Source organism: Xanthomonas arboricola, assembly GCF_003353015.1.
GTDB lineage: Bacteria > Pseudomonadota > Gammaproteobacteria > Xanthomonadales > Xanthomonadaceae > Xanthomonas > Xanthomonas arboricola_E.
The window spans coordinates 459,174-477,255 of sequence record NZ_QREM01000010.1 but is presented as its reverse complement, the minus strand read 5'-3'; the positions used below and the strand labels follow the sequence as shown (position 1 = coordinate 477,255).

Below are 18,082 nucleotides of genomic sequence, written 5' to 3'. Positions count from 1 at the left end.
GGCAGCGGCACGCGCGTGCATCAATCGCGCGCGACACAGACCCGGCGCAGCGAGCCCCGCACCCGCGCACAGTTCTTCACCGCACACGCACCATCGCCGCGCTTTTCAAACACCCCTCGCGCCCGCATCCTGTGGGTTATCTCAAGACAGGATCTTCGATGCGCGCCCTGTTCGCCGCCCTTGCCCTCATGCTCAGCACGATCCCCACTGCCCACGCCGAAAAACTCACCCTCGAGGCCATCACCGGCCCGCTGCCGCTGTCCGGCCCGACGCTGATGAAACCCAAGGTCGCCCCCGACGGTTCGCGCGTGAGCTTCCTGCGCGGCAAGGACAGCGACCGCAACCAGCTGGATCTGTGGGAATACGACATCGCCAGCGGCCAGACAAGGCTGCTGGTCGATTCCAAGGTGGTCCTGCCTGGCACTGAAGTCCTGAGCGATGTCGAAAAGGCCCGCCGCGAACGCCAGCGCATCGCCGCGTTCAATGGCATCGTCGATTACCAGTGGGCACCGGACGCGCAGGCGTTGCTGTTTCCGCTCGGCGGCGAGCTGTACCTGTACGACCTGCGCAAGACCGGCAGCGCCGCGGTACGCCAGCTCACCCATGGCGAAGGCTTCGCCACCGATGCCAAGCTCTCGCCCAAGGGCGGCTTCGTCAGCTTCGTACGCGCGCGCAACCTGTGGGTGATCGATCTGGCCAGCGGCAAGCAGCTGCAACTGACCCGCGACGGCAGCGAGACCATCGGCAACGGCGTGGCCGAGTTCGTTGCCGACGAGGAAATGGACCGCCACACCGGCTATTGGTGGGCACCTGACGACTCGGCGATCGCCTTCGCGCGCATCGACGAATCCGGCGTGCCGGTGCAGAAGCGCCCGGAAGTCTACGCCGACCACACCGAGGTGATCGAGCAGCGCTATCCGCAGGCCGGCCAGCCCAATGTGGCCGTGCAGCTCGGCGTGATCGCCCCGCGGATTGCAGCCAAGCCGCAGTGGATCGACCTGGGCAAGAACCCGGATATCTACCTGGCGCGGGTGGATTGGCGCGATGCGCAGCGGCTGACCTTCCAGCGCCAGTCGCGCGACCAGAAAACCCTGGAGTTGATCGAAACCACGCTGGCCAGCGGCAAGCAGCGCGTGCTGATCACCGAAACCTCGCCGACCTGGGTGCCACTCCACAACGATCTGCGTTTTCTCAAGGATGGCCGCTTTGTCTGGAACTCCGAGCGCAGCGGCTATGAGCATCTTTACCTGGCATCGGAAGACGGGCGCACACTCACCGCGCTGACCTCCGGCGCCTGGGTGGTCGATGCGTTGCTCGCCGTCGACGAGCACGCCGGTATCGTGTACTTCTCTGCCAGCAAGGAAGCGCCGACGCAGTCCCACATCTACGCCGTGCCGCTGGCCGGCGGTGCGATCGAAAAACGTTCGACGCCCCGCGGCACGCACGCGGCCAGCTTCGCCGGCAATGCCAGCGTGTATGTCGACAGCTGGTCCAATACCGGCACGCCGCCACAGATCGAGCTGTTCCGCGCCAGTGGCGAAAAAATCGCCACGCTGCTGAAGAATGACCTTGCCGATCCGCAGCACCCCTACGCCAGATACCGCGACGCGCAGCGCCCGGTGGAATTCGGCACGCTCACCGCTGCCGACGGCACCACGCCGCTGCAGTATCGCCTGATCAAACCGGACAACTTCGACCCGGCCAAGCGCTATCCGGTGATGGTGTACGTGTATGGCGGCCCCGCCGCGCAGACCGTGCTCGATGCCTGGCCGAGCCGTGGCGATGCGCTGTTCGATCAGTATCTGGCCCAGCGCGGCTACGTGGTGTTCTCGCTGGACAACCGCGGCACGCCGCGACGCGGGCGTGCCTTCGGTGGTGCGCTGTACGGCAGGCAGGGCACCGTCGAAGTGGACGATCAATTGCAGGGTGTGGCCTGGCTCAAGGCGCAGCGCTGGGTCGATCCGGCCCGCATCGGCGTGCAGGGCTGGTCCAACGGCGGCTACATGACGCTGATGCTGCTGGCCAGGCACAGCGAGGCCTATGCCTGTGGCGTGGCCGGCGCACCGGTCACCGATTGGGGGCTGTACGACACCCACTACACCGAGCGCTACATGGACCTGCCGGCCAGCAACGCGGACGGTTACCACGACGCACGCATCGCCACCCATCTGGACGGCCTGCGCGCCAGGCTGCTGCTGATCCACGGCATGGCCGACGACAACGTGCTGTTCACCAACTCCACCGCGTTGATGAGCGACCTGCAGCAGCGCGGTACCGCTTTCGAATTGATGACCTATCCCGGTGCCAAGCATGGATTGTCCGGCAGCACCGCCTTGCATCGCTACAAGACCGCGGAGGCCTTCATCCAGCGCTGCCTGAGGCCCTGAGCGGCCGGCGCTCGGCTGCAGGGGACGCGGCAACTGCAGTGGCAAGGGCGGGCGCTGCCGCTGCGCAGCGGCGACGTTGGTCGCGCTGCGGCGTTTGCCTGCCGCCACCGTGATCTGCCGTCGTATGCCGGTACCTGGGCCAGAAGGACGTTGTGATGTCATCGCCGCCACCGGTTCGCTGCATCGCCTCGCAAGCTGCAATCGCCCAACGTCTGCAGCTTGGTCACAGGCCCGCAAGCGCTGCCGCAATCCTGCGAACCATGACCTAAGGCGCATTGCCGCAGCGGCTGCGGATGGGTAGGGTCGCGCTACTCAACTTGCGGATCCACCCAATGAAACCACTCGTTCTCGCCGTTGCGCTGGCGCTCGGTGCCTCGCTGCCATTGCAGGCACAGACCGGTAAAACCGCGCAGGCCCAGCCTGCGACGCCGGCCTGGGTGCAGACCAGCAACGGCTACGCACAGATCCTGCTGAACGCGCAGGCGCCGTTCCAGCCCGAGTACGCCAGCTTCTTCGGCGTGCCCGGCTACGACGACCAGGTCATCGACCTGGGGCCGAACAACGCCGCGCGCTACCGCGATGCGATGAGCAAGGCGCGCGCTGCGCTGCAGGCCAGGCTGGCGACCGAGCGTGACACCAATGTGCGCCAGGATCTGCAGATCATGATCGCGGCGGCCGAGCAGAACATCGAAGGCAGCCAGCTCAACGAGCGCTACCTGCTGCCGTGGAACGACGCGCCGCAGCTGGTCTTCAGCGGCCTCAATGGATTGCTGTCCGACCAGACCGTGCCCGAGCGCCGCGCCAAGGCGCTGGATCGCCTCAAGCGTTACGTGGGCCTGGTGCCGGGCACGACCCCGACCACCACGCTGGCCCGCCAGCGCTACGAGGAACAGCTTGGCAATAAGGCCTTGCTGCAGCCGACCGAGCGCGAAGTGGAGCAGGCGCTGGCCAACGTGGACACCTACGTCGCCGGCATCGGCGAGCTGTTCGCCAAGTACAAGATCGCCGGTGCCGACGAAGCGCTCAAGGCGATGTCCACGCAACTCAAGGACTACGCGAACTGGACCCGCACCACCGTGCTGCCCAAGGCACGCAAGGACACCCGCCTGCCCGAACCGCTGTATGCCTTCCAGCTCAAGCAGGTCGGCATCGACATCGCCCCGCAGCAGCTGATCCAGCGCGCGCAGCTGGAATTCATGGAAACCCGCTCGGCGATGCGTCAGCTCGCGCCGCTGGTGGCCAAGGCCAAGGGCGTGCAGGGTAGCGATTACGTGCAGGTGATCCGTGCGCTCAAGGGCAACAAGATCGCCGACGACCAGCTGGAAACCCACTACCGCGGCGTGATCGACCAGATCGACCCGATCATCCGTCAGCAGCGCATCGTCGATGTGCCCAATCGCCCGATGCAGATGCGCCTGGGCAGTGCGGCCGAAAGCGCCGCGCAACCGGCGCCGCACTTCCTGCCGGCACCGCTGATCGGCAATACCGGCCAGCAGGGCCAGTTCGTGCTGCCGCTGGGCAACCCCACTGCCGACGGCGCCAAGAAGGAGCAGTACGACGACTTCAACTTCGGCTCGGCCGCCTGGACGCTCAGCGCGCACGAAGGCCGCCCCGGCCACGAGCTGCAGTTCACCGCCATGGTCGAACGTGGCGTGTCGCTGGCGCGCAGCCTGTTCGCGTTCAACTCGGTCAATGTCGAAGGCTGGGCACTGTATGCCGAAGCCGAGATGGTCCCGTACGAACCACTCGATGGCCAGCTGATCGCCCTGCAGTTCCGCCTGCTGCGCGCCGCCCGCGCCATGCTCGACCCGATGCTCAACCTCGGCCTGATCGACCGGGAGCGCGCAGGCCAGGTGCTCGAAGACGATGTCGGCCTCTCGCCAGCGATGACCCGCCAGGAACTGGACCGCTACACCGTCCGCGCCCCCGGCCAGGCCGGCAGCTATTTCTACGGCTACACCCGCATCCTGGAACTGCGCATGCGCACCGAGCTGATCCTCGGCAACAAGTTCGACCGCCTGGCCTTCAACAACTTCCTGCTCGACCAGGGCCTGCTACCGCCCGACCAGCTGGCCAAGGCGGTGGAGACGCAGTTCATCCCGGCGCAGCAGGGCAAGCGCTAAGCGATTGGCGACGGCGCAACGCAGCAGGGCGCGATGGAGCCTGAATCAGCCAACCATCGCGCCCTGCTGCGGTGCTGCCGTCGCAAATGCTTGCCAATCCTTGAGGCTCACCTCAGCGCATTGGGGGCGGCACATCAGGCGCAGCACGCTGCTGCGCCCCCGCCGGCACCCAGATCGCCATGCCGGCCGCGCGCTTCTGGGTGGTTGGGATGCCGATGCCCAGGCCGCCGCCGACGCGGCCGCCGTAGCTGCCACCGCCGACCGACAGGCCGCCGCCGGAGCGTTCCGAACCCACGCCGACGATGACCACGCCATTGGCACCGAGCTTTGCCGCCTCGCGCTTGAGCCGTTGTACCGCCGCGTCGGTCTGGCCCTGGGTGCCGAAGCCGGCGGCGCTGGTGGATTCGAGCTGGGCGATCTCCACCGAGCCGACCGGCGCGTTGGAATACACCTGCACCTGCGCCGGATCGATCGGCGCACGCGCCTGACCCAGCATCACCTTGGAACTGCTGGCGCAACCGGCCAGCAGCATGGCGAGCGCAGCGGCGATGACGACCTGCTTGTTCATGATGTGGCCCCTGTTGACGACGGTGATGGCTATGATCCGGCGCCCGGACTGAATCGCGCCGGACTTTGCCGCACCCTAGCCATGCCCGCGTGAGGCTGCCGGCAAGCCGCCGTTGGTCAGGGTGACCATCTGCCCACGGCGTCTTGGCGACCGCGGCGCTAAGCTCATGCCATTCTTCTGATGGCGAGGTGGCACGTGGGATTGATCAGCCTGTTGTGGGGCATCGTGGCGTTGCTGTGGATGGTGCTGGCCTTCATCCCGTTGCTGGGCTGGGGCAACTGGTTCCTGATCCCGTTTGCAGCGGTGGGCGCGCTGATCGCGGCCATCGCGCTGCTGTTCACCTCGGCCGGCAACCGCGGGCGTGCCAAGACCGGTCTGCTGCTCAACGGCCTGGTGATCGTGGTCGGGGTGATCCGCCTGAGCCTGGGCGGTGGTGTGATCTAGGGCGCGGCGGCGTCCAAGCAGGTCGCGCAAGCCGGAAGGGCCTTGCACCGGCCGGCGATGAAGAAGGTCGCCGCGTGGCACCGCCGCCATCCGGATGCGGTCCCTATGGTGAGCCGACCGTGTACCCCGGCGGAATCACGCTGGCATGAATCGCGGCGCGCTCCTGTCTGTTGCAGCGCTGCGACACTGCGTCGCAGCGCGTCCGGCGGCGGATGGCGGGCGTAAACTTGCCGGCTGCCGACAGGAGCCCACGATGGCCCATCCCCACTACCGCCCCCGCCGCATGCGCCACGATGCCTTTTCGCGGCGCCTGATGCGCGAAAACACACTGACCACCGACGATCTGATCTGGCCGGTGTTCGTGCATGACGTGTCCGGCCGCGCGCCGATCGCCTCGATGCCGGGCGTCGAGCGCCTGTCGCTGGACGACTTGCTGCGCGAAGCCGAGGCGGCCCTGGAACTGGGCATTCCGGTGATCGACCTGTTCCCGGTGATCGACCCGGCCGGCAAGAGCCTGGACGCAGCCGAGGCCTGGAATCCGGACGGCCTGGCGCAGCGCGCGGTACGTGCGCTCAAGGCGCGCTTTCCCGAACTCGGCATCATGACCGACGTGGCGCTGGACCCGTACACCACGCACGGCCAGGACGGCCTCATCGACGCCAACGGCTACGTGCTCAACGAGATCACCGTCGAGGCGCTGGTCAGGCAATCGCTGTCGCACGCCGAAGCCGGCGTGGACATCATCTCGCCCTCGGACATGATGGATGGCCGCATCGGTGCGATCCGCCGCGCGCTGGATGCGCAGGACCATCTCAACGTGCGCATCATGGCCTACTCGGCCAAGTACGCCTCGGCGTTCTACGGCCCGTTCCGCGATGCGGTCGGCAGCGCCGGCAATCTGGGCAAGGCCGACAAGACCACCTACCAGATGGACCCGGCCAACGGCGACGAAGCGCTGCGCGAGATCGCGCTGGACCTGGAAGAGGGTGCCGACATGGTGATGGTCAAGCCGGGCATGCCGTATCTGGACGTGGTGCGGCGGGTGAAAGAGGAGTTCCGCGTGCCCACCTTCGCCTATCAGGTCAGCGGCGAGTACGCGATGCTCAAGGCGGCGGCCGCCAACGGCTGGCTGGATGAGCGCAAGTGCGTGCTGGAAGCGCTGATGGCCTTCAAACGCGCCGGCGCCGATGGCGTGCTGACCTACTTCGCCCCGCAGGTGGCGCGTTGGCTGCGGGAAGGCTGAGTGCGGTGATGCGGTGGCGTGACGGCGTGCAGGCAAGGAACCGGCGCTTGCAGGTCTGGCTTGATGCGAAGACGCAATGACTCCGCAGGCCGCGTTCTTTCGCGGCCTGCGCTTCGTGCAGAGCGCAGCAATCGCCTGGATGAGCGAGGATCGTGCTGTGCAGACAGCCTTGCCCAGGCTGATTTCAGGGGACCAGCAGATACCGGCAATGCGGCAATGAGCGGGGATCTCCATCGCCGCATCGCATGGCGTCAGTGGCGTGGATCAAGAAAATCCGCAGCCAAACTGCGATAACGATTCTCATCTACAATGGCGAGCCCTGCGGCTTCAGGTTGTTCGCGCGTGTTCAAGACGGTCCTGTTCCAACTGCACTGGCTGCTCGGCATCACGGCCGGGCTGGTGCTGTCGGTCATGGGGCTGACCGGCGCGTTGATGTCCTTCGAGAACGAGATCGTGCGGTTGGCCAATCCGGCCATCGCGCAATTGGCGCAGCGGCATGCGGCAGGCGAGCGGGTCTTGCCGGTGGATGCGCTGCTGCGTCGGCTCGACCTGGATCAACAGCAGGCAGTCACGCGCATGCTGATCGATCCGACCGGCAAGCGTCCATCCACCGCACGCCTGGCCGGCAAGGGGGGCGGTCGGGTGTACTTCGATCCGTATACCGGCGACAAGGTCGCCGCTCCGCGACTGAGCGGCGCGTTTGCCTTCATCGAGGATCTGCATCGCCACCTGGCCGCCGGCAAGCGCGGCCAGGCAGTGACCGGTGCCAGCACCCTGATCCTGCTGTTCTTCTGCGCCTCCGGCCTGTATCTGCGTTGGCCGCGACGCTGGTGGAGCCTGCGCACCTGGTGGGCGGTGGAATGGCGACGGCAGGGGCGCAGCTTTCTGTGGAGCCTGCACGCGGTGTTCGGCACCTGGTGCCTGCTGGTGTATCTGTTGGTGGCGCTGACCGGGCTGACCTGGTCCTACCCCTGGTACCGCGACGGCATGGTGGCCTTGCTCGGTACCGAGCCGGCGATGCGTGGCGACGGGCGCGATCATCGCCCCGCCGCGGTGGATTTCGCGGCCGTGCAGCGCACCCTGGATGCCATCCCGGCCACGCACCACACGGCCCTGGACCTGCGCATCCCGCCGCGTGCGGGTCAACCGCTGAGCGTGCGCTTCCTGCCCGATCATCCCGACCACGATCGCGCCTACGACAATCTGGAAATCGAGCCGGGCAGCGGTGCATTGCTGCGTCGCCAGGACTATGCGCTGCTGCCGCGCGGCCAGCAGTTGCTGGTCAGCATGTTCCCGCTGCATTCGGGCAGTTTCTTCGGGTTGCCGGGCCGCATCGTGGTGATGCTGGCCAGTGTCGGCATGTCGGTGTTCTTCGTGACCGGCTGGATGCTGTATCTGGATCGCCGCCGCAAGAAGCGCGCGCTGCGTGCCGCGCGCGAGGTCCTGCATGGTGCGCCGGCGGCCTCGCAAGCCGAGCCCTGGTTGATCGGGTTCGCCAGCCAGAGCGGGTTTGCCGAACGGCTGGCCTGGCAGGCGGCCGGACATCTGCAGGCCGCCGGTCTGCCGGTGCAGGTGCGCCCGCTGGCGCAGCTCAGCGCGCAGCACCTGCAGGGCACCCGGCATGCCTTGTTCGTGGTCAGCACCTTTGGCGATGGCGAACCGCCCGATACCGCGCGCGGCTTCGAGCGCGAACTGTTGCGCCAGCGCATGACGCTGGCGCAGCTGACCTATGCCGTGCTGGCGCTGGGCGACCGCCAGTACGCGCAATTCTGCGGATTTTCGCGGCGCATCGAGCAGTGGCTGCAGGCGCAGGGCGCGCAGCCGCTGTTTCCGGCGGTGGAGATGGACAACACCGATCCGCAGGCCCTGGCGCAATGGCATGCGCAATTGGCGCAGATTGCCGGCGCGCCGGTGGCGGCCGTGCCGCTGGCACGCCCGACCCTGCTGCAGTGGACGTTATCGGCGCGCACGCATCTGAACCCGGGCAGCGAGGGCGCCCCGATCTGGCAGATCGACCTGCTGCCACCATCCGGCACGCAGTGGCAGGCCGGCGACATTCTCGAAGTGCAGCCGGCGCATGCCTACACCCGCGTCCGCGCGTGCCTGGCCGCCTGGGGGCTGCCGCCCGACGCGCTGGTGCATGTCGACGCGCAGCTGCTGCCGCTGCAGCAGGCGGTCGCCGAGCGCGTGCTGCCGGAGCCGCCCACGCGCCCGCCCACGCCGCATCCGGATCCGCAGACCTGGCTGGATGCCTGTGCCTGGCTGCCGACCCGCGACTACTCGCTGGCCAGCGTGCCGGCCGACGGCGTGGCGACCGCGGTGGTGCGGCTGACCACAACCGCCGACGGCAGCCCCGGCCTGGGCTCGGGCTGGCTGATCTGCCACGCGCCCGTCGGGATGCAGATACGCGCACGGCTGCGCACCAATCCCGGTTTCCATCGCCTCGAACAGGCGCCGATGGTGCTGATCGGCAACGGCACCGGCATCGCCGGCTTGCGCGCCCTGCTGCGCGAGGCCGAGCTGGCCGGCGTGCACGGGCACTGGCTGCTGTTCGGCGAACGGCAGGCCGCGCACGATGCTCTGTTCGCCGACGAGCTGCAGGCCTGGCAGGCGCATGGCCACCTGCAGCAGCTCGATCAGGTGTTCTCGCGCGACCAGGCGCACAAGCGCTACGTGCAGCATCACTTGCGCGAAGCCGGCGACAGCTTGCGCCACTGGATCGACCGCGGTGCGGTGATCCATGTCTGCGGCAGCCTGGACAGCATGGCGCGTGAGGTCGATGCCGCGCTGCGCGAACTGCTGGGCGAGACGCGGCTGGAGTCCCTGACTGCAGCGGGACGTTATCGGCGCGATGTGTATTGAGCGCGGTCATGGCCGCTGCATCGCTGGGTTGGAGCGGCTAGTAAAACGTGGCGTGCGGTCGTCAAGCGGGCGCGAACGGTTTGGAGAAATCGCGGTGAACGACGGGTACATGCTGCGTCCTAGCTAGCATCGACCGCGCCCTCCTTGCAGCGTGTGCGGTGGTTTTGTTAGCTGCCAACCATGGCGGCGTCTAGGCGCGGTCCGATGCTTGAATCAAGAGCCTGGTTGGTCGAGGGCGCGATGCCCTCACCACTTCCGGGACACGCCGTGAATCCGTCCATGGAGGCTCCTTGGCGGCATCCATGCCGCCAGGGGTCCCGGAACCGGTAAGGACATCACGCCTGCCAAGTCGGTCGTGCGCTGATGGAACTGCAAAAAGCGAGATGACTTAAGCGAGACGACTTAACGCAGCTGTCTGGCTGCTTGTATCCATGTGTGCATGACTATTAGCGATAGGGGGCAAACCCAATCCACTTGCTGCCCGCCTTCGACGGAAAGTTTTGGAAATCAGACCACGTCCGCTAGATCACAAGGATCATGCAACCACCGCTGCATATGACTCGCCTGCTCCCGCTCCCGCTTTTGACCATGCACACCGACCATCTCGACAGGTCCTTGCCCGCTCACCGTCGCGGGACCTTACGCGGCATGGATGCCGCGTAAGAGCCTCCATGGACGGATTCACGGCGTGTCCCGCGATGGTGGGCGGGCAAGGGCCCCTCGGCAAAGCCGCAGCAGAGCAGCTGAGCTGCCCTGCAGCCAGGTCTCAGATCAACAGCCGGGCAGTGAAAACGCACCGGGCGAGACGTTCTATCGCTGATCAGCCGCCCTGCACCAAGGGCCCGGATCAGCACTTCGCCATAGACCGGCGCGACATGGTCTGGCTGGCCGCTCCATGTCTGAGTCTGCACATCCGCCACCTCAACGGCAGCTCGTATCCCCCTCCACCGCCGGCGCCTTCATCCGGTAGATGTCCAGCTGCCCCGCGCGCGGTGCGCGCGCGCTGCCGGTCACCAGCAACTCGCCCGGCTTGGCCGCATCCACCACCGCGCCGAAGGTGCGTTCCTGCGGCCCGTTGAACGACAGCGGCAGCGCCTGGCCCACGGTGTAATGGCGGTTGTTGCAGGTCGCCAGCAACACCTGGCTGGGGCCGTCCTGCTGACCGCGTGCCCATACCAGCCCACGCCCGTCGCCGAGCCAGGCCGCATCCAGCTCGTCGGCAGTGCTGTTGATGTCGCTCAACGCCACCGGCGCGATGAAGGCGAGCCCGTCCCAGCGCGCCACGAACAGGTCCATGCCGCCGGCGCCGCCGTGGCCGTCGCTGGCGAACAACAGGCGCGTACCGTCCAGCGACAGCGTCGGGGAACGCTCGTCGCCGCGGCTGTTGATCGCCGCGCCCAGCGTTTGCACCGCGCCGATCCGGCCCTGCGCATCCACCGGCGCGCGATACAGGTCCGCGCCGCCGGCACCGCCGGGCCGGGTGGAGGCAAACAGCAGCCAGCGGCCATCGGCACTGAACAGCGGGGAGGTCTCGTCCTGCGCGGTGTTGATCGGCAGCACTTCTGCGTTCTGCCAGCGCCCGCCGCTCAAGCGGGCCTGCCACAGATCCCAGCCGCCGGTACCGCCGGCGCGGTCGCTGGCCCAGACGATGCGTTGCCCGTCCGGACTGAGCGTGGCGCGCGCCTCGTTGGCCGGGGTGGAGACCACGCCCATGCCTTCGATGCCGAATTCGGCAAGCCCCGACGCGGCCGGGACGCAGAGTAAACTTGCCGCCAGCGCGAGCAGCGTCCATCGAAGTTGCATGCGGTGTTCCTGTCTCAAGTCGCGCACAGTCTAGTCAACCAGAGAGCGTTTCATGCCCGTATCCCGTTATGCCGTGTTCGGTCACCCCGTCGCCCATTCGCTGTCGCCGGCCATCCATGCCGACTTCGGGAAGCAGACCGGCATCGCGCTGGACTACACCGCCATCGACGCAGCGCCGGAGGAGTTCGCTGCCGCGCTGGAGCGCTTCGCCGACGAAGGCGGCAAGGGTGCCAACGTGACCCTGCCGCTGAAGGAGGCCGCCTGTGCGTTGTCGGCCGGCCTGAGCGATCGCGCGCGCCTGGCCGGTGCGGTCAATACGCTGGTGCGCAACGACGGCCAGTGGCAGGGCGACAACACCGACGGCATCGGCCTGGTGCGCGATCTCACCGACCGCCACGGGCTGGATCTGCGCGGTCGGCGTGTGCTGCTGCTGGGCGCCGGCGGTGCCGCGCGCGGGGTGGCGCCGGCGCTGCTGGAAGCGGGCATCACCGAAATGGTGGTGGTGAACCGCTCGCCCGAGCGTGCCGATGCCTTGTGCGATGCGCTCGGCGAACCGGGGCGGGTGGTCTCGCGCTACATCGAAGACCTGCGCGACCTCGGCGACTTCGAGCTGATCGTCAATGCCACCGCGGCCGGGCGTGATCGCGATGCCGGCGCGTTCGCCATGCCGCTGGGCTTGGTCAACAGCCTCACCGCGGCGGTGGATCTCAACTACGGCGCCACCGCCATCGCCTTCCTGGCCTGGGCACGCGCGGCGCAATGCCGCTACGCCATCGACGGACTGGGCATGCTGGTGGAACAGGCGGCCGAGAGCTTCTCGCTGTGGCATGGCGTACGCCCGGATACCGACCCGGTCTACGCCGCGCTGCGCGCGCGCGAGGCCGTGCTGGTCAGTGCCGACTGAGGTGGGCAGCGTCACTGCCACCGATATCCTGCTGACCCTGGTCACCAGCCTGCTGTCGCGCGTGCCGATGCTGATCGCGCTGCTGCTCGGGCTGGTTCTGCTGTGGCGTGCACCACAAAGCCCCATGCGGCGTGCCGGGCTGGCCGCGCTCTGGCTGCTGCTGGGCTGCCTGTTTGCCGAGGTCGCCTTCCAGGCGATTCCGATGTTGCTGCTGCAGCAAGGCAATGTGCGTCAGATCAGCATGGTGGTCAGCATCGCCCACTTCGTGCTGATGGCGGTGCAAGGCGTGGGCATCGGCGTGCTGGTGTGGACGCTGGCCGGCAGCCTGCAACGGATGCCGCCCGCCGCCGGCCCGCGCCCGTGATTCCGCTCAAGGCCATCGCGCTGGTGGTGGTCGGGCTGGTCAGTGCCGGGCAGGGCGGGTGGACGCTGCTGCATCCGCAGGCGCTGGCCGCGGTCAATCGCGGCGGCCTGCTGTACGAGCGCTTCGGACCCACTGGCGTGGGTGCCGGCATGTTGCTGGTGGGCGTCGCAATGGTGCTCATCGGACTGGTCTGGGCGCGCCATGCATGGCCGCGGCGGCCGCAGGGCCGCTGACAACGTGAAGCGACGCTGCCTGCTCGTTGCAGGCAGCGCAGGGTGGTTCGGTCGGCATCCATTGCACGACCCTTCGGGTCAGAACTTGCGGCCAGTGCCTGCCGGCGATGACCGGATCCGACGCATGCGGTGGCCGGGTAGCGTGCACACCTGGAACCAGGTTGGCGGCGGTGCCGCCCCGCGCCAGCAAACACGTTCAGCCGAGCGCGGTGCTGGTCGCAGGCGTTGCGCCGGTCCGTGCGAAAATAGCCCGATGAATGAAGTTGCCCCACCGGCCGCGCCGTCGGCGCCCGTTTCCACCCAGCGTGTGCTGACCGACCCGATCAAGGCCGGCATCCGCGAGGCTTATGCCAAGCTGCAGGCCAACACGCCCGGCTTCGCCACGCGGCGGGCGCAGAGCCAGATGATCGGCCTGGTCTCGCGCGCGCTGGCCACCTCCGGTGGCATCGGCATTGCCGAGGCGCCTACCGGCGTCGGCAAGAGCCTGGGCTATCTCACCGCCGGCGTGCCGATCGCGCTGGCCACCAAGAAAAAGCTGGTCATCAGCACCGGCACCGTGGCGCTGCAATCGCAGCTGGTGGAGCGCGACATCCCGGCCTTCCTCAAGGCCACCGGGCTGGAAGCGACCGTGGCACTGGCCAAGGGCCGCACCCGCTACCTGTGCACGCGCAACGCCGCCGAGCTGCAGGGCGAAACCAGCCAGGAAGGCATGTTCGACGACGAGCAGGTGCTCTACGACCGTCCGCTCAGCCCGGCCGACGCCGATCTCGCCAAGCGCCTGGCCAAGGCCTACGCCGAGCGCAGCTGGAACGGCGATCTGGACGATGCGCCCGAGCAGGTCTCGGTACCGCTGCGGCTGCGCATCACCACGCCGGCCTCCGGCTGTGCCGGCCGCCGCTGCAGCTACGCCGCGCAATGCCCGGTGCTGAAGGCGCGCACCGACGTGCGCGAAGCGCAGATCGTGGTCACCAACCATGCACTGCTGCTGTCGTCGCTGTCGCTGGGCGATGCCGAGAATGGCCAGCCCTTGATCGCCCCGCCCGCCGACATGCTGCTGGTGCTCGACGAAGGCCACCACATCGCCGGCGTGGCGATCGACCAGGGCGCCGCGAATCTGCCATTGGACGAGATGGCCAAGCGCACCGGCCGGTTGCAGATCCTCATCGCCGCAGCCTACCGCGCCGTGGACAAGGACAAGCTCGGCAACCTGCTGCCCAACGAGGCCATCGAGGTGGCCGCGCGCGTGTCCAAGCTGCTCAAGGCCTTCCATGCCGAGGTCGAACGCGTATGGAAGCCCGAGCCCGGCGAGCGCGATCCCCTGTGGCGTGCGGCCAACGGCAAGCTGCCGCCGCAGTGGGGCCCGGCGATCGAAGAACTCGGCGAAGAAACCCGCGCCTTGTTCAACTGGGTGCATGCCGCACACAGTGCGATCGCCAAGGGCAAGCAGGACGATGCGGCGCGCGAGCGCCTGCAGCGCAGCCTCGGCCTGGCCCTGGAGATGGCCGAGCAGCAGCATAATCTGTGGAGCGGCTGGCGCCGCGAGGACAAGGAAGGCCAGCCGCCGATGGCACGCTGGATCACCCTCTCGCGCGATGGCGATCTGATCTGCCATTGCTCGCCGGTGTCGGCCGCGCAGGTGCTGCGCACGATGATCTGGAACGAAGTGGATTCGGTGGTGATGACCTCGGCCACCTTGACCGGTGGCGGCGATTTCCAATCGTTCGCCATCGACAACGGCCTGCCCGATCACGCCGAGATGGCCTCGCTGGCCTCACCGTTCGACCTGGCCAACCAGGCCGAGTTGATCGTGCCCAATTTCCCGGTCACCCCCGACGACCGCGAAGGCCACCCGAAGGAAGTCGCGCGTTATCTGGTGCGCGAACTCGATTGGACCGCCAAGGGCAGCATCGTGCTGTTCACCTCGCGCTGGAAGATGGAAAAGGTCGCCGACCTGATGCCGCTGGCGCAGCGCAACCGCGTACTGGTGCAGGGCGAGGGCAACAAGTCGCAGCTGATCACCGAACACCTGCGCCGTATCGCTGCCGGCGAGGGCTCGGTACTGTTTGGCCTGAATTCCTTCGGCGAAGGCCTGGATCTGCCCGGCGATGCCTGCACCACCGTGGTCATCACCCAGGTGCCGTTCGCGGTGCCGACCGACCCGCAGACCTCGACCCTGAGCGAATGGCTGGAAAGCCGCGGCCACAATGCCTTCAACCTGATCGCCATCCCGCACGCGCTGCGCACGCTTACGCAGTTTGCAGGCCGCCTGATCCGCAGCTCCAGCGACCACGGCCGCGTGATCATCCTCGACTCGCGCCTGCTGACGCGCCGCTACGGCAAACGCATCATCGACGCGCTGCCGCCGTTCAAGCGGGTGATCGGCTAGCGGCGCCAAGCCTGCGCCAGTCCTGCACGGAGGATGAACCGTCCGTCTCGCAGAGTGCCGCTGTCACGCGTTTGCGGTGCATGACCGTGCCCGTCAATGCGCGTGGCATGTCGATGGCAGCGGTATCTTTCCCTGCCGTGCTTTATCGACGCGATGTCGTGACCTTTTCAGATCCGGGAGGATTGCGGATGAAGACAGTGATGCTCGGTGTACTGCTATGGCAGCTGACGACTGCGGGATGGGCGATTGCCGGAGTCGATCGCAATTTGCAGCAAGGTGGTCCAGGCATGAACGCCTCTTACCGCGAACAGCTGCTGGCACTGGCCGATGCAGATCAGAAGATCCGCGAGCAGATTCGTGGTGCTTTCACGGCGCAACAGCTACAGGCCAACCAAGGCGCAGCGAAAGACATGGCAATGCGTCTGGTTGCGTCGCAACGGGAAAACCAGGCTGCGCTGTCTGCATTGATCGAGAAATTCGGCTTCCCCGATGTCGCGTCGGTCGGCGAAGACGGGGCGCACGCTGGTTTCCTGGTCGCGCAGCACTCCACTGACCGCACGTTTCGCGATGGCTTCCTGAAGAGCATCGAGGTCGCAGTGGCGCGCGGGTCTTACAGCACCGCAGACATGGCATTGTTCGTGGATCGTAATCTGATCATGTCGGGCAAGCCGCAGCGCTACGGCACCCAGCGCAAGGCGGACGGCAGCCTGTTCGAGCTGGAGGATCCTGCGCGGCTGGCACGCAGACGGGCAGACGTCGGTTTGCCTGACGAACAGGGCGGTTCTGGGGGCCTTTGAACCATAAGCGATATCCAGCTGCGATGCGATAGATGCTGGTCAACGCATGGGGCGCGCGTGCATACCTGGATCAAGAAGACGTTGCGAGGTGTTGGTGCTTCGGTTTCTACCAGGCGATAACACCCGGCCCTGTGCGTATTTTTCACCGCATGCTGTTGCTGGTTCCTGAGCCTGCCGATCTTCTGCACTGCAGTATTCTTACAGTCACCAACGCACTACGTGCGTCGCTGTGAATCAGCTTGGTCACCGCATCTGCGGCATAAGCGGCATGATCTTCAACGTACCGCCGCTTTGTTACGCGATGCATATCACGCTCTGTAGTCGTCATCATGTTCGTCTATCGCAGCGATCATAACTAACGACTTCTCACGCTTCGGTCCGCTGGCCATGATTCAGCTCCCTCAAACGAGCTGACGCCATGCGCCCTGGATCCCTCATGGTGCTAGCCCTGCTAGCCCCGACGCTGATCGCCCCGCCGGTCTTCGCCCAATCCGTCCTGACCCGCGACAACGGCGCCAAGGTCGGTGACAACCAGAATTCGCAGACCGCCGGCGCCAATGGCCCGACCCTGCTGCAGGACGTACAACTGATCCAGAAGCTGCAGCGCTTCGATCGCGAGCGCATCCCCGAGCGCGTGGTGCATGCACGCGGCACCGGCGTCAAGGGCGAGTTCACCGCCACCGCCGATCTGTCCAGCCTGACCAAGGCCAAGGTATTCAGTGCCGGCGAAAAGACCCCGGTGTTCGTGCGCTTCTCCTCGGTGGTGCACGGCAACCACTCGCCGGAAACCTTGCGCGACCCGCACGGCTTTGCCACCAAGTTCTACACCAGCGAAGGCAACTGGGATCTGGTCGGCAACAATTTCCCGACCTTCTTCATCCGCGATGCGATCAAGTTCCCCGACATGGTCCACGCGTTCAAGCCGGATCCGCGCACCAACCTGGATGATGATTCGCGCCGCTTCGATTTCTTCTCGCACGTGCCCGAAGGCACCCGCACGCTGACCCTGCTGTACTCCAACGAAGGCACGCCGGCCGGCTACCGCTTCATGGACGGCAACGGCGTCCATGCCTACAAGCTGGTCAATGCGCAGGGCGAGGTGCATTACGTCAAGTTCCACTGGAAGACGCTGCAGGGCATCAAGAACCTCGATCCCAAGCAGGTTGCCGCGGTCCAGGCCAAGGACTACAGCCACCTGACCAACGATCTGGTCGGTGCGATCAAGAAGGGCGATTTCCCGAAGTGGGACCTGTACGTGCAGGTGCTCAAGCCCGAAGACCTGGCCAAGTTCGATTTCGACCCACTGGATGCCACCAAGATCTGGCCGGACGTGCCGGAGCAGAAGGTCGGCCAGATGGTGTTGAACAAGAACGTCGACAACTTCTTCCAGGAGACCGAGCAGGTCGCGATGGCGCCGGCCAACCTGGTGCCGGGCATCGAGCCGTCGGAAGACCGGCTGCTGCAGGGGCGCATCTTCTCCTACGCCGACACCCAGCTGTATCGCATCGGCGCCAACGGCCTGAACCTGCCGGTCAACCGTCCGCGCGTGGCCGTCAACAACGGCAACCAGGATGGCGAAGGCAACAACGGCCACACCACCAGCGGCGTGAACTACGAGCCGAGCCGGCTGGAGCCGCGTCCGCAGGATACCGCTGCGCGTTACAGCGCGTTGCCGCTGTCGGGCACCACCCAGCAGGCCAAGATCACCCGCGAGCAGAACTTCAAGCAGGCCGGTGAGTTGTACCGCTCCTACAGCAAGAAGGATCGCGCCGATCTGGTGCAGAGCTTCGGCGAGTCGCTGGCCACCACCGACACCGAGAGCAAGCACATCATCCTGTCGTTCCTCTACAAGGCCGACCCGGAGTACGGCACCGGCGTTGCCCGGGTTGCCAAGGGCGACCTGGCCCGCGTCAAGCAGCTGGCCTCCAGCCTGCAGGACTGATCCACCCACGGCATCGCGGCCTGTGC

General features: G+C 66.8%; 13 protein-coding genes. 11 read left to right on the top strand and 2 right to left on the bottom strand.

The window, feature by feature from the left end; genetic code table 11:
- Positions 1-158 precede the first annotated feature (158 nt).
- Both C0541_RS19555 and C0541_RS19550 read left to right on the top strand, forming a co-directional pair.
- The gene (locus tag C0541_RS19555; protein WP_161960167.1) at positions 159-2,387 is read left to right on the top strand and encodes a S9 family peptidase; all 2,229 of its coding nucleotides are present in this window, start codon (positions 159-161) and stop codon (positions 2,385-2,387) included.
- A gap of 332 nt (positions 2,388-2,719) precedes the next feature.
- The gene (locus C0541_RS19550) at positions 2,720-4,510 is read left to right on the top strand and encodes a DUF885 domain-containing protein (RefSeq protein ID WP_161960166.1); all 1,791 of its coding nucleotides are present in this window, start codon (positions 2,720-2,722) and stop codon (positions 4,508-4,510) included.
- 112 nt (positions 4,511-4,622) lie between these two features.
- Here C0541_RS19550 and C0541_RS19545 read toward each other — a convergent pair whose 3' ends face one another.
- Positions 4,623-5,078 (bottom strand): hypothetical protein, encoded by a 456-nt coding sequence (locus C0541_RS19545; protein WP_115051030.1) that lies wholly within the window; start codon positions 5,076-5,078, stop codon positions 4,623-4,625.
- Positions 5,079-5,279: 201 nt separating this feature from the next.
- Between C0541_RS19545 and C0541_RS19540 the strand changes: the two genes are divergently transcribed.
- The 3 genes from C0541_RS19540 (at position 5,280) to C0541_RS19530 (ending at position 9,627) form a co-directional block, all read left to right on the top strand.
- Entirely contained in the window at positions 5,280-5,522 is a 243-nt protein-coding gene (locus C0541_RS19540; protein WP_005989387.1) for a hypothetical protein, read from the top strand.
- Between the two features lie 253 nt (positions 5,523-5,775).
- Entirely contained in the window at positions 5,776-6,765 is a 990-nt protein-coding gene (gene hemB, locus C0541_RS19535) for a porphobilinogen synthase (RefSeq protein ID WP_115051029.1), read from the top strand.
- A 342-nt stretch (positions 6,766-7,107) separates the two neighbouring features.
- Positions 7,108-9,627 carry a PepSY domain-containing protein gene (locus C0541_RS19530; protein ID WP_115051028.1) on the top strand — a complete coding sequence of 840 codons (2,520 nt, stop codon included), beginning with the start codon at positions 7,108-7,110 and terminating at the stop codon, positions 9,625-9,627.
- Positions 9,628-10,548: 921 nt separating this feature from the next.
- Here the strand turns inward: C0541_RS19530 and C0541_RS19525 are convergent.
- A complete protein-coding gene (locus C0541_RS19525; protein ID WP_115051027.1) occupies positions 10,549-11,430 on the bottom strand; it encodes a TolB family protein in 882 nt (293 codons plus the stop codon).
- A 52-nt stretch (positions 11,431-11,482) separates the two neighbouring features.
- On the opposite strand from C0541_RS19525, the gene aroE reads away from it, so the two are divergent.
- From aroE to katB, 6 genes are all read left to right on the top strand, one after another.
- On the top strand, positions 11,483-12,334 hold the full coding sequence (gene aroE, locus C0541_RS19520; protein WP_115051026.1) for a shikimate dehydrogenase: 852 nt from the start codon (positions 11,483-11,485) through the stop codon (positions 12,332-12,334).
- Positions 12,324-12,698 (top strand): hypothetical protein, encoded by a 375-nt coding sequence (locus C0541_RS19515; RefSeq protein WP_193725970.1) that lies wholly within the window; start codon positions 12,324-12,326, stop codon positions 12,696-12,698. Before aroE ends, C0541_RS19515 begins: the two co-directional genes overlap by 11 nt.
- Entirely contained in the window at positions 12,695-12,931 is a 237-nt protein-coding gene (locus tag C0541_RS19510; protein ID WP_115051025.1) for a hypothetical protein, read from the top strand. Before C0541_RS19515 ends, C0541_RS19510 begins: the two co-directional genes overlap by 4 nt.
- 253 nt (positions 12,932-13,184) lie before the next feature.
- Complete coding sequence (gene dinG / locus C0541_RS19505; RefSeq protein WP_115051024.1) at positions 13,185-15,317, top strand: ATP-dependent DNA helicase DinG; 2,133 nt, start codon at positions 13,185-13,187, stop codon at positions 15,315-15,317.
- A 188-nt stretch (positions 15,318-15,505) separates the two neighbouring features.
- Entirely contained in the window at positions 15,506-16,114 is a 609-nt protein-coding gene (locus tag C0541_RS19500; protein ID WP_115051023.1) for a DUF6624 domain-containing protein, read from the top strand.
- Between the two features lie 436 nt (positions 16,115-16,550).
- Entirely contained in the window at positions 16,551-18,056 is a 1,506-nt protein-coding gene (gene katB / locus C0541_RS19495; RefSeq protein ID WP_193725969.1) for a catalase KatB, read from the top strand.
- Positions 18,057-18,082 lie beyond the last annotated feature (26 nt).

Excerpts from the sequence above, each read along its gene's own strand:
- C0541_RS19525 (WP_115051027.1), bottom strand. The coding sequence starts at position 11,430 with ATGCAACTTCGATGGACGCTGCTCGCGCTGGCGGCAAGTTTACTCTGC.
- katB (WP_193725969.1), top strand. The coding sequence starts at position 16,551 with ATGGTGCTAGCCCTGCTAGCCCCGACGCTGATCGCCCCGCCGGTCTTC.
- dinG (WP_115051024.1), top strand. The coding sequence starts at position 13,185 with ATGAATGAAGTTGCCCCACCGGCCGCGCCGTCGGCGCCCGTTTCCACC.
- C0541_RS19545 (WP_115051030.1), bottom strand. The coding sequence starts at position 5,078 with ATGAACAAGCAGGTCGTCATCGCCGCTGCGCTCGCCATGCTGCTGGCC.
- C0541_RS19500 (WP_115051023.1), top strand. The coding sequence starts at position 15,506 with ATGAAGACAGTGATGCTCGGTGTACTGCTATGGCAGCTGACGACTGCG.
- C0541_RS19555 (WP_161960167.1), top strand. The coding sequence starts at position 159 with ATGCGCGCCCTGTTCGCCGCCCTTGCCCTCATGCTCAGCACGATCCCC.
- hemB (WP_115051029.1), top strand. The coding sequence starts at position 5,776 with ATGGCCCATCCCCACTACCGCCCCCGCCGCATGCGCCACGATGCCTTT.
- C0541_RS19550 (WP_161960166.1), top strand. The coding sequence starts at position 2,720 with ATGAAACCACTCGTTCTCGCCGTTGCGCTGGCGCTCGGTGCCTCGCTG.
- aroE (WP_115051026.1), top strand. The coding sequence starts at position 11,483 with ATGCCCGTATCCCGTTATGCCGTGTTCGGTCACCCCGTCGCCCATTCG.